9 protein-coding genes are annotated in these 12,134 nt (G+C 41.1%); 8 read left to right on the top strand and 1 reads right to left on the bottom strand.

The genetic code is table 11. From position 1 onward, the window contains the following. Positions 1-146: 146 nt before the first annotated feature. Positions 147-281: a 50S ribosomal protein L34 gene (gene rpmH, locus AWM68_RS16170; protein ID WP_007201576.1), complete on the bottom strand. Its 135-nt coding sequence runs from the start codon at positions 279-281 to the stop codon at positions 147-149. A gap of 1,107 nt (positions 282-1,388) precedes the next feature. Here rpmH and dnaA point away from each other — a divergent pair. The 8 genes from dnaA (at position 1,389) to AWM68_RS16130 (ending at position 11,884) form a co-directional block, all read left to right on the top strand. Further along, the gene (gene dnaA, locus AWM68_RS16165; protein WP_066244175.1) at positions 1,389-2,744 is read left to right on the top strand and encodes a chromosomal replication initiator protein DnaA; all 1,356 of its coding nucleotides are present in this window, start codon (positions 1,389-1,391) and stop codon (positions 2,742-2,744) included. 173 nt (positions 2,745-2,917) lie between these two features. Further along, positions 2,918-4,060 (top strand): DNA polymerase III subunit beta, encoded by a 1,143-nt coding sequence (gene dnaN, locus AWM68_RS16160; protein WP_066244170.1) that lies wholly within the window; start codon positions 2,918-2,920, stop codon positions 4,058-4,060. A gap of 325 nt (positions 4,061-4,385) precedes the next feature. After that, positions 4,386-4,601: a S4 domain-containing protein YaaA gene (gene yaaA / locus AWM68_RS16155; RefSeq protein ID WP_066244167.1), complete on the top strand. Its 216-nt coding sequence runs from the start codon at positions 4,386-4,388 to the stop codon at positions 4,599-4,601. 11 nt (positions 4,602-4,612) lie between these two features. Further along, positions 4,613-5,734, top strand: coding sequence for a DNA replication/repair protein RecF (gene recF / locus AWM68_RS16150; protein WP_066244164.1), 1,122 nt, complete (start codon positions 4,613-4,615; stop codon positions 5,732-5,734). Positions 5,735-5,744: 10 nt separating this feature from the next. Continuing rightward, positions 5,745-6,014, top strand: a complete 270-nt coding sequence (remB, locus tag AWM68_RS16145; protein WP_066244161.1) for an extracellular matrix regulator RemB — start codon at positions 5,745-5,747, stop codon at positions 6,012-6,014. A 32-nt stretch (positions 6,015-6,046) separates the two neighbouring features. After that, on the top strand, positions 6,047-7,993 hold the full coding sequence (gene gyrB, locus AWM68_RS16140) for a DNA topoisomerase (ATP-hydrolyzing) subunit B (RefSeq protein ID WP_066244158.1): 1,947 nt from the start codon (positions 6,047-6,049) through the stop codon (positions 7,991-7,993). A 146-nt stretch (positions 7,994-8,139) separates the two neighbouring features. Then, entirely contained in the window at positions 8,140-10,698 is a 2,559-nt protein-coding gene (gene gyrA / locus AWM68_RS16135; protein ID WP_066244154.1) for a DNA gyrase subunit A, read from the top strand. A gap of 91 nt (positions 10,699-10,789) precedes the next feature. Then, positions 10,790-11,884 (top strand): HD-GYP domain-containing protein, encoded by a 1,095-nt coding sequence (locus AWM68_RS16130; RefSeq protein ID WP_066244152.1) that lies wholly within the window; start codon positions 10,790-10,792, stop codon positions 11,882-11,884. The last annotated feature ends 250 nt before the right edge of the window (positions 11,885-12,134 follow it).

The following is a 12,134-nucleotide window of genomic DNA, read 5'->3' as shown; positions in this document are numbered from 1 at the left end:
TTGTCTCGAATCTTATCCCAGTATCGGCCTATTTTGTACTTATAAAACCTCTAACTCCGAAAAATCGACAAAAACGCGTTCAATACGGACTTGGAGTGAGCGAAAATGTCTATAAAAAGTAAAAAAAGACCACTGATGTCAGTGGCCTATGCTGATAACACTTTTCTTCCCTTTTGACGACGGCGAGCTAGAACTTTACGACCGTTCTTAGTAGCCATACGTGCACGGAAACCATGTACCTTCTTACGCTTACGGTTGTTCGGTTGAAATGTTGGTTTCATGTATATTACACCTCCCTGAGGATATCTTTTATAAAAGACAGTCTAACAAATTATAATGAGTGACCCCTTCTTTTGTCAAGCTGGATTTATTTTTAAAGCTTTTTTGCGATACTTTGTAGTCTATGAAAGCATTTAATCTTAGATTTGAAAGTGGTTGATCTCCGTTACAGATGCTTCGCTTTCCGCGGGGCAGGCGGTGAGCCACATTCTTAACGTTTCACTCCTAAGTGTCTCACCCGCCAGCCTGTCCCGCAGGAGTCTCGCACCTTCCACTCCTATCAACTCGCAAATGAAGAAATGATATTTGAGAGGTTCAGCTAGTAGCAGATCTACCAAACCATTCAATATTTCGATAAATGCAAACACAAAACAAAAACTAAAATCTTTAGAAAAGCTCTTTTGTTACAGATTGTTGCATTTGATTTTTTTCATCTCCTGAAATTTGATTGGAGCGTAAGGTTGCGAGACTCCTACGTAACGAGCGGTCAGGTGGAGACTCCTAATGGCGCAAAGCGGCAGGAGGCTCACCGGTCGCCCCGTGGAAAGCGAGCATCCTGGAGCGGACATCAATTACTAACACAAAGTATCCAAGTACCCACCCTATAACTAAAACCTCAAAAGTAACTTTAGGTATTCTACAACCTTCTCCAAATTCTTTTTCATTTTACCTGTGGACATCTTTTTCGACACGTTTTTCATTATCCACACCAATTATCGACACGTTTTACACAAAATCTAGTGTTGTGGACAACTTTTCTACACAAGGTATGGGCGTTGTGGATAAGTAACAATAATCCGTTGCCAAGCTTGATAATTTTTGATATGCTTGTTGTGTTTTAACTCGTTAACAAGATGACTCGCATTATAAGTTATTCACATGCTGTGGATAAACTTGTGGACAGGTTTTTCTGGGTGTTAGAAAGGTTGTCCACAGATGCTATTTAACTGTTCATAATCCTATTATCTACTATATTAATTATCATTCACATAAGGTGTGGACTTTTTATTTTTATTCATATGTATTCACTTGGTGTACAAACCTTGTACGCCTAGGAGAATGACTGCTGAAATAGGATGATTCAAAAGAGATAAGGGGGGGGAAATTGGTTGGAAAACATCAATGACCTATGGTCCAAAGCACTTGCTGCCATTGAAACAAAAGTCAGTAAGCCTAGCTTTGAGACTTGGTTAAAATCAACAACAGCGCATGCACTGCAGAATGATACGCTTGTTATTACTGCGCCAAATGAGTTTGCACGAGACTGGCTGGAATCCAGATATGCAGGCATCATTTCAGAAACATTACTTGACGTTACAGGTGCAGCGCTAGACGTGAAGTTCATCATTCCACAAAATCAGACAGATGTAGACTTGGATCTGGAACTTTCCATGAAAAAAGCCCCAAAAGCAGCAAATGAACCTCACGAAGAAGTTTCTCAAAGTATGTTGAATCCAAAATATACATTTGACCGATTCGTTATTGGGTCTGGAAACCGTTTTGCCCATGCTGCTTCATTAGCTGTTGCTGAAGCACCTGCTAAAGCTTATAATCCGCTGTTTATCTATGGTGGCGTCGGACTTGGGAAAACTCACTTAATGCATGCGATCGGCCATTATGTATTGGAACATAATCCTGGGGCTAAGGTCGTTTATTTATCATCTGAAAAATTTACGAACGAATTCATTAACTCGATTCGTGACAATAAAACGGTTGAATTCCGAAACAAATTTCGCAGTGTGGACGTGCTTCTAATAGATGATATTCAATTCCTTGCGGGAAAAGAACAGACTCAAGAGGAATTTTTCCATACATTCAATGCACTTCATGAAGAAAGTAAGCAGATCGTCATCTCAAGTGATCGTCCGCCAAAAGAGATTCCGACACTTGAAGACAGGCTTCGTTCGCGTTTCGAATGGGGACTGATAACAGATATTACACCGCCAGACTTGGAGACACGTATTGCCATTCTCCGAAAAAAGGCGAAAGCTGAAGGTCTCGATATTCCAAATGAAGTGATGCTTTATATCGCAAATCAGATTGATACGAACATTAGAGAACTTGAAGGTGCACTTATTCGTGTAGTAGCTTATTCTTCTTTAATTAATCAAGATATGAATGCTGATTTAGCAGCAGAAGCTCTTCGTGATATTATTCCTTCTGCAAAGCCAAGAACACTTACGATCCACCATATTCAAGAAGTGGTTGGCAAGCATTATAACGTTAAGTTAGAGGATTTCACGGCAAAAAAGAGAACAAAATCCGTTGCTTTTCCAAGACAGATCGCTATGTATTTATCTCGTGAGCTCACAGATAACTCTTTACCTAAAATCGGTGAGGAATTTGGAGGGCGTGACCATACTACAGTTCTTCATGCTCATGAAAAGATATCAACGCTGCTGATTACTGATCATATTTTGCAAAAGAAAGTGCAAGAAATCCATGACCAGCTTAAATCAAATTAAATAGAACAACACTGAATACTGTGAATAACTACAGTTACTTTATGCACAGTCTGTCCACATGTGGATAGGCTGTTCTATCTTTGTTTTATTGAGTTATCCACACATTCACAGCGCCTAGTACTATTACTACTATTTTTTTAAAAGATTTTAATAAATATCAGGGGGGCAAAATAATGAAAGTTAAGATTCAATTAAACCAATTGATCGAGGCTGTTCAAGATGTCATGAAAGCTGTATCATCCCGAACCACTATTCCAATCTTAACGGGAATCAAAATGGAAGTGACATATGATGGTGTGCATCTGACTGGTAGTGATTCTGATATTTCAATTGAGCGACTGATACCGGTTGAAGAAGGCGATCTTGTACATATCGAAGTAAAACAAGAAGGAAGTGTCGTTCTTCCAGCTCGTTATTTTTCAGAGATCGTTAAAAAACTGCCGAATGACTCTGTTGAGATTGAAGTTGGAGAACGTTTTGAAACAACGCTTCGTTCTGGTGCTTCTGAATTTAGTCTGTTAGGTCTTGACCCAGAAGAGTACCCTAGATTACCGCAGATTGAAGAGAATTTAGTCTTTGAAATTCAAAGTGATCTTTTAAAAACAATGATTCGCCAAACTGTCTTTGCAGTGTCCGCCTCAGAAACACGCCCTATCTTAACAGGTGTGAATTGGACGTTAACTGATGGTGTGCTGAACTGTATTGCAACAGATAGTCACCGATTGGCAGAACGAAAGATGCCGATCGATTCACAAGCTGAAGAACTATCTTTTCAGAATGTAGTTATCCCTGGTAAGAGCTTAAACGAACTTTCTAAAATTCTTGATGAGTCTGCAGAAAAAGTACAAATCGTTGTTACAAACAATCAGATTCTGTTTAAGGCGAAGAACATCTTGTTGTTCTCAAGACTATTAGATGGCAACTATCCTGATACATCAAAATTAATTCCTTCAGAAAGCAAGACAACATTCGTGCTAAAAACAAAAGAGTTTTTACAAGCGATCGACCGTGCTTCCCTTTTGGCGAGAGAAGGAAGAAACAATGTAGTAAAATTAGCGACACTCGATAACCAAACTATCGAACTTTCTTCAAACTCTCCTGAGATCGGAAAAGTTTTTGAACACATGATCGCAGAAGAAATTGAGGGAGAAGAGCTAAAGATCTCATTTAACGCAAAGTACGTGATGGAAGCTCTTAAAGTAATGGATTGCTCTGAAATCAGCATCTTATTCACAGGGGCGATGAGACCATTCCTCATACAGCCTGTTTCAGAAGATACGATTCGCCAGTTAATCTTACCTGTACGCACTTACTAAAATATAAAGCTGCCGGATCACCGGTAGCTTTCTTTACTTTCTAAGTCCCTCTCTTTTTGGAGAGACTAGTAAGAACGATACGATTATTTCTAAATACTTCTTTCTAAAAAGTTGTTGAATTTATTTTTACTCTTCATCGACAAGTTGATTGGAGCGCAAGATGCGAGACTCTCGGCTAGGACAGGCCGGCAGGTGAGACACTTAAGAGTGAAACGTCCAAATGTGGCTCACCGCCTGCCCCGCGGAAAGCGAGCATCTGGAGCGGAAATCAACCACTTTCAAAAGCACCGAAGAAAAACTTAAAAGCCAGGAGGTTTTTTAAAAAATGGAAAACGTAAAAATCAACACAGAATTTATCACGCTTCAGCAGCTGTTGAAAACTACCGATGTCATCCAATCAGGAGGAATGGTAAAATGGTATTTAGCAGAACACGAAGTTCTTGTGAACGGAGAGCATGAAACACGCCGAGGGAAAAAATTATATGCGGGTGATGTCGTGTCCATTCCGGACGTAGGAGAGTTTAAGGTAACAACGGAATAGGGGGAATCCCTTTGCATATTGAAAAGCTTCAGCTTAGGAACTACCGAAACTATAAAGAGCAGTCTCTTGAATTTGAGAATAAGGTCAATGTTTTTCTCGGTGAGAACGCCCAAGGGAAAACAAATGTCATGGAATCGATCTACGTTTTGGCCATGGCAAGATCGTACCGAACGTCAAAAGATAAAGAGTTGATAACTTGGGACGAAGAATATGCTAAAATAGAGGGTAGCATCAAAAAGAGGAACAGTTCTTTTGATTTAAGCCTCGTCATCTCACAAAAAGGAAAAAAAGCGAAAATCAGCCGCATTGAACAGAGACGATTAACAGATTACGTCGGACACCTTAATGTGGTCATGTTTGCACCTGAGGATCTCAATCTTGTAAAAGGCAGTCCGCAGGTGCGTCGTCGTTTTATTGACATGGAAATCGGCCAGGTTAACGCGGTTTATTTAAATGACCTTTCTGTGTACCAAAAGATTTTATCTCAGCGAAACTCTTTATTACGAGAGATGTATCGCAATAAAAGTACGGAAAATATGACGATGCTTGAGATCTTGACCGAACAGCTCATAGATAAAGCGGCCAGAGTGACGCTGAAACGCATGAAATATATGGAAAAGCTCCAAAGTTGGGCAGAGCCGATTCATCATGGAATATCTAGAGGCTTAGAAACTTTAAAAATTCATTACAAACCAACGATAGAGGTATGTGATGAGCTCGACTTGTCGAAAATGATAGAAGCGTTTCATCTGAAGTTTGGTAAAATAAAAGAAAAAGAGATTGATCGGGGAACTTCCTTGTTTGGTCCTCATCGGGATGATTTACTTTTTTCTGTTAACGGAAAAGACGTGCAGACATTCGGATCTCAAGGGCAGCAGCGTACGACAGCTCTCTCTTTGAAGCTCGCTGAAATTGATTTGATTCATTCAGAAGTCGGAGAATACCCGATCCTCCTCTTGGACGATGTGTTATCTGAACTTGATGATTTCAGGCAATCTCATCTTTTAAATACGATTCAAGGGAAAGTACAAACCTTTGTTACAACAACTAGTGTGGAAGGAATACATCATGAAACACTGGAGAAGGCCGCAACATATAAAGTTCATTCAGGCTCTATAGAACGTTTAAAATGAGGTGAGGACAGTGCTTTTGCATTTAGGTGATGAAGAAGTTATTCATTCGAAAGATGTACTTGCAATCTTGGATATCAATGCCTTAAAAGCTTCTGAGTTAGCGAGTGAGTTCCTTAAAAAACATGAAAGCAATCGGTCATTAACTGATCTTAGCGGAAATGCTGCAAAATCCGTAGTCATAACAGACAAAACGATCTATTTATCTCCTCTTTCTGCCTCTACGTTAAAAAAGAGAGCCTCTGATCGCCTCGAACTTGAAAATGGCTGGAATATAAAATAAAGGTTTTATAAATAAAGCGTTTTTAAACCGGAATGAAGGTGAACGAATTGACGACTGAACAACAGTTAGAACAACAGCAAAATTATGATGAAAGTAATATCCAGGTACTCGAGGGACTTGAAGCCGTTCGTAAACGCCCTGGTATGTATATTGGTGCTACAAATGTACGCGGGTTGCACCATCTTGTTTGGGAGATCGTGGATAACTCGATCGATGAAGCATTAGCAGGCTATTGCGACACGATTCGAATCACGATCGAAGAAGATAACAGCATCACTGTAGAAGATAACGGACGTGGTATCCCTGTTGGTATGCATGAAAAGATGGGAAGACCAGCTCTAGAAGTTATCATGACGGTTCTCCATGCCGGCGGTAAGTTTGGCGGAGGCGGATACAAAGTGTCAGGCGGACTGCATGGGGTTGGTGCCTCAGTAGTTAATGCGTTGTCTACCATGCTTGAGGTAACGGTTTCCCGTGACGGTAAACTGCACTACCAATCTTATGAACGCGGCGTGCCGACTGCAGACCTTAAAATCATTGGTGATACAGACAAAACAGGTACACTCACTCACTTCAAACCAGATCCTGAAATTTTTACAGAAACATTAGAATATGATTTCCCGACTTTATCAAACCGTATTCGCGAATTGGCATACTTAAACCGTGGTCTTCGCATCATAGCTGAAGACAAGCGCGGAGAAGAGCCGGTTACAAAGGAATACCACTATGAAGGTGGAATTAAATCTTATGTGGAGCACATTAACCGAACACGTGAAGTGCTGCATGAAGAACCCATTTTCGTTGAAGGCGAAAAGGACGGCATCTCTGTTGAGATTGCCTTCCAATATAACGACAGCTATGCAAGCAACATCTATTCGTTTGCGAATAACATCAATACACATGAGGGTGGAACGCATGAGTCCGGTTTCAAAACAGCCCTAACACGTGTGATCAACGATTATGGCCGTAAGAATAACTTATTCAAAGACAACGATACGAACCTGACGGGTGAAGACGTGCGTGAAGGTTTGACAGCGATCATCTCGATCAAACACCCAGATCCGCAGTTCGAAGGGCAAACGAAAACGAAACTTGGAAACTCTGAAGCAAGACAGATAACAGAGTCCATTTTTTCTGAGACGTTCTCATCGTTCATGCTGGAGAATCCGGTTGTTGCAAAATCGATCGTTGAAAAAGGAATGATGGCGCTCCGTGCGCGTGTCGCTGCTAAAAAAGCACGTGAACTCACACGCCGCAAGAGTGCATTAGAAGTATCATCTCTACCTGGTAAACTTGCAGACTGTTCTTCAAAAGATGCAAGTATTTCAGAGATCTACGTAGTAGAGGGTGACTCTGCCGGCGGATCTGCAAAGCAGGGCCGTGACCGTCACTTCCAAGCCATCCTGCCTCTTCGCGGTAAGATCATTAACGTTGAGAAAGCTAGACTGGACAAGATCCTCTCAAACAATGAGGTTCGTGCCATCATTACAGCATTAGGTACGGGAATTGCTGAAGAGTTCGATATCACAAAAGCGCGTTACCATAAGATCATCATCATGACAGATGCCGATGTCGATGGAGCGCATATCCGTACGCTGCTGTTGACTTTCTTCTACCGGTACATGCGTCCGATCATTGAACATGGTTATATCTATATTGCCCAGCCGCCTCTTTATAAAGTGCAGCAAGGTAAACGCATCGAATATGCCTACAATGATAAAGAGCTTGAAAAATTATTAGCTGAACTTCCGCAGGTTCCGAAGCCACAGCTTCAGCGCTATAAGGGTCTTGGTGAGATGAATCCTTCCCAGCTGTGGGAAACGACAATGGATCCTGAGACGCGAACATTGCTTCAAGTGGAAATGAAGGACGCGATGGCTGCTGATGAAACGTTCGAGATCTTAATGGGCGACAAAGTAGAACCGCGCCGTGATTTTATTCAAGAAAATGCACAGTACGTGAAGAATTTAGATATCTAATTTAAGAATGTTTCAGTACTTCCTTTCTGTGCTGAAACTCAAATATAGAAATGGCCGAAGCTGGACAAGGTCCAGTTTCGGTTCGTTTAAGCTCGAATTAGGGGGCTTTAAAAACCTGTTTTGAAGAGGTTATGGAGGTAAAACGAATGTCTGAAATGGAACGTTCCCGGATTAAAGAAATAAATATTAGTACGGAAATGCGTGCATCATTCATGGATTATGCCATGAGTGTTATTGTCAGCCGAGCATTGCCAGATGTACGTGACGGATTAAAGCCAGTTCACCGACGTATTCTTTATGCGATGAACGATTTAGGCATGACTGCTGATAAGGCATATAAAAAGTCTGCTCGTATCGTAGGTGAAGTAATCGGTAAGTACCATCCCCACGGCGACTCTGCTGTATACGATACGATGGTTCGTATGGCACAGGATTTCAACTTCCGTCACATGCTGATCGACGGCCACGGTAATTTCGGTTCGGTCGACGGCGACGCTGCGGCAGCAATGCGTTATACTGAGGCGCGTATGTCTAAGATCGCTATGGAAATGGTTCGTGACATCAACAAAGACACGATCGGCTACAAAGATAACTATGATGGATCTGAACAAGAACCTGTTGTACTACCTGCACGTTTTCCGAACTTGCTCGTAAATGGTGCTGCTGGGATCGCAGTTGGTATGGCAACAAATATTCCGCCACACCACTTAGGTGAAGTAATCGATGGCATTTTAGCAGTAAGTGAAAACCCGGATATCACGATTCCTGAGCTGATGGAAATAATCCCAGGTCCAGACTTTCCGACCGCCGGTGAAATCTTGGGACGTGAAGGAATTCGTAAGGCTTACCAAAACGGAAGAGGTTCTATCATTATCCGTGCTAAAGCTGAAATCGAAGAGATGTCTAGCGGAAAACAAGCCATTATCGTAACGGAACTTCCTTATCAAGTAAACAAGGCACGATTGATTGAAAAGATCGCTGAACTTGTTCGTGATAAGAAGATTGAAGGGATTACGGACCTTCGTGATGAGTCTGACCGAAACGGTATGCGTATCGTGATGGAAGTACGCCGTGATGCGAATGCGAATGTTATTTTAAATAATTTATATAAACAAACAGCTCTTCAGACAAGCTTTGGTATTAATATGCTTGCGCTTGTTGATGGGCAGCCAAAAGTTCTTAACATAAAAGAATGTCTTTACCATTATCTGAAGCATCAGCAAGTGATCATCCGACGCCGTACGGAATTCGATCTTAAAAAAGCAGAGGCGAGAGCTCATATTTTAGAAGGTCTGCGTATCGCACTTGATCATCTGGATGAAGTAATCGCACTGATTCGTGCTTCACGAACGACTGATATTGCTCGTGAAGGATTGATGGAGAAGTTTGAATTAAGCTACGAGCAATCTCAAGCCATTTTGGATATGCGATTGCAGCGCTTAACAGGATTAGAGCGTGACAAGATCGAGAACGAATACAATGATCTCGTTGCTTTAATCACAGAATTGAAAGCAATCTTAGCTGATGAAGAGAAAATTCTAGAGATCATTCGTACTGAGCTTACTGAGATCAAAGAAAAGTACGATAACCCAAGACGTACGATTATTTCTGTAGGATTTAATAGTATCGAGGACGAAGATCTGATCCCTCGTTCAAACATCGTTATTACATTAACGAACAAAGGCTACATCAAGCGTCTTCCTATCTCCACTTACCGTTCACAGCGTCGTGGCGGAAAAGGGATCCAAGGTATGGGAACGAGTGAAGATGATTTTGTAGAACAGTTGTTTACAACAAACACGCATAACTATATTCTATTCTTCACGAATAAAGGAAAAGCCTATAGACTTAAAGGCTACGAAATTCCTGAATACGGAAGAACAGCAAAAGGAATTCCAATCATCAACTTGCTGCAGATCGAACAAGGTGAGACGATTTCTGCTGTCATACCGGTTGAAGATATGGAAAGTGATGAAGTCTACCTTAACTTCATGACGAAGCAAGGGATTACGAAACGTTCTCCATTATCAGCGTACAGCAACATCCGTAAAGGCGGACTTTTTGCGATTAACCTTCGCGAAGAGGACGAACTGATGGGCGTTCGTTTAACAGATGGAACAAAGGATATCATCGTAGGTACGAAGCAAGGTATGTCAATTCGTTATCAAGAAACAGATGTTAGATCTATGGGTAGAACTGCAACGGGTGTTAAAGCAATTACCCTTGGTGATGACGATGCTGTTGTAGGGATGGAAGTCTTGGATGAGACACAAGACATCTTGATCGTAACGGATAGAGGTTATGGAAAACGTACACCTATGAGTGAATATCGACTTCAATCACGTGGTGGTAAAGGAATCAAAACCGTTAACATCACTGAAAAGAATGGTCCAGTTGTTACATTAAAGACTGTAACGGATGAAGAAGATCTCATGATTATTACTGCTAAAGGGATCATTATTCGAATGAATATTTCAGGCATCTCTCAAATGGGACGTAACACGCAAGGAGTTAGACTGATGACCATGAACGATTCCAATCACGTAGCAACCGTAGCTGTTGTAGAACGTGAAGAAGAAACAGATGAGATCTTAGATGAAAATGGTGAACCGATCGTAACTGAAGGTGAAGCACCAGCTGCAGCTGAAGAAACAGAAGGAACGCCTGCTGCAGAGTCAGAAGAAAACGAAGAGAATAACGAGTAATTTTTTAAAAGAGGAAAATGGGTATACATTTTCCTCTTTTTTATATGTAAAATGAAAGTAAGAATTTCCAAATAAAAGGAGCCTTACACGGATGAAGATTAAAACGAGTCAAGCAAAGACCGGTCAGATGGTGGTTCAGGATGTATTCTCCATGACTAATCAGCCTATCGTGAACAGAAATACGATTTTGAATTCAGAGCATCTGCGCGTGCTGACTCGTTTTCAAATTGAAGAGATTGATGTATTAAATGATTCTGGCTATGTAAAAAAAGAAACATCCCGAAAAGAGGATACAGCCAAATCGGAAGAAAAAGCACTCAGCGTAAAACCAGAAAAAGAGGAATCCTTTGCAGGCTTGTACCTTCAAACCGTAAAGCGTTATAAGCAGCTTATTACAAATTGGCAATCCGGCAGTCCAGTCGACATGCTCGAAGTGCGTCAAAGTGTTCTTCCTGTTCTTGAAGCCGGATCGAACGTTCCTCGTGAGATTTTGCTGCTGCATCATTACGCTACGAGTTCCGACTATATTTATCACCATGCTGTCTCAGTCGGTATTTTAAGCACCTTCTTAGCAAAAAAGCTCAATTTCTCAAGCGGAGATTGCATTCAGATCGGCATAGCTGGCGTGCTCTCAGATTGTGGAATGTCAAAAGTTCAACCGACATTATTAAAAAAGAGTGGATCTTTAACAACGATTGAGTTCGATGAAGTAAAGAAGCATACCATTCATGGTTACAATATGCTTAAAAAGATCCCCTCAATTAAAGAAGGTGTTTTGCTTGGCGTTCTGCAGCATCACGAAAGAGCAGACGGTTCTGGCTATCCGTTAAAAGTGCAAGGAAATAAACTTCATCCTTTCAGTAAAGTGCTTGCTGTTGCAGACGTGTACGTAGCAATGACAGCTGAGCGGCCATACCGCAGCAAACAATCTGCATTTAAAGTTCTTGAGATGATGATGAAAGATCAGTTCGGTAAGTTTGATCACCAAGTCATTTCCGCATTGTTATCGGGACTGTCCACCTTCTCTGTCGGCAGTCGTGTCAAACTAACCAACCATGACATTGGTGAAATTGTATTTATAGAAGAAAGCCATCCGACAAGACCGATGATCAAACTAGACACTAGCGGTGAAATCATCGCACTAAAAAACAGAAACGATCTCTTTATTGAAGAGCTTTTATCTTAGGTTTTATCTTAGGATAGAAGCTTTTTATTTTGGGTATTGCCACGGGTTGGCAACCGTGGTAAACTAATCAAGCTGTCTTAAGAACAGCACCTCAACCGCTAGCATGCTTAAATGTTTCACAATGAAATATTTTAAAAAAAGTTAAAGAAAGTTATTGACTCTAGTGCTTCAGCGTGGTATATTATTAAAGTCGCCAAAACAAAACGGCGAACGAAACAAAAAGTTCTTTGAAAACTGAACAAAAGAAATA

This window comes from Fictibacillus phosphorivorans (assembly GCF_001619875.1).
Lineage (GTDB): Bacteria > Bacillota > Bacilli > Bacillales > Fictibacillaceae > Fictibacillus > Fictibacillus phosphorivorans_B.
The sequence above is the reverse complement of the archived record's forward strand: the minus strand, read 5'-3'. Positions and strand labels throughout refer to the sequence as shown.

What these genes read in the sequence shown, in the direction of transcription:
- AWM68_RS16130 (WP_066244152.1), top strand. Translation starts at nt 10,790, where the DNA reads ATGAAGATTAAAACGAGTCAAGCAAAGACCGGTCAGATGGTGGTTCAG.
- gyrA (WP_066244154.1), top strand. Translation starts at nt 8,140, where the DNA reads ATGTCTGAAATGGAACGTTCCCGGATTAAAGAAATAAATATTAGTACG.
- rpmH (WP_007201576.1), bottom strand. Translation starts at nt 281, where the DNA reads ATGAAACCAACATTTCAACCGAACAACCGTAAGCGTAAGAAGGTACAT.
- dnaN (WP_066244170.1), top strand. Translation starts at nt 2,918, where the DNA reads ATGAAAGTTAAGATTCAATTAAACCAATTGATCGAGGCTGTTCAAGAT.
- yaaA (WP_066244167.1), top strand. Translation starts at nt 4,386, where the DNA reads ATGGAAAACGTAAAAATCAACACAGAATTTATCACGCTTCAGCAGCTG.
- gyrB (WP_066244158.1), top strand. Translation starts at nt 6,047, where the DNA reads ATGAAGGTGAACGAATTGACGACTGAACAACAGTTAGAACAACAGCAA.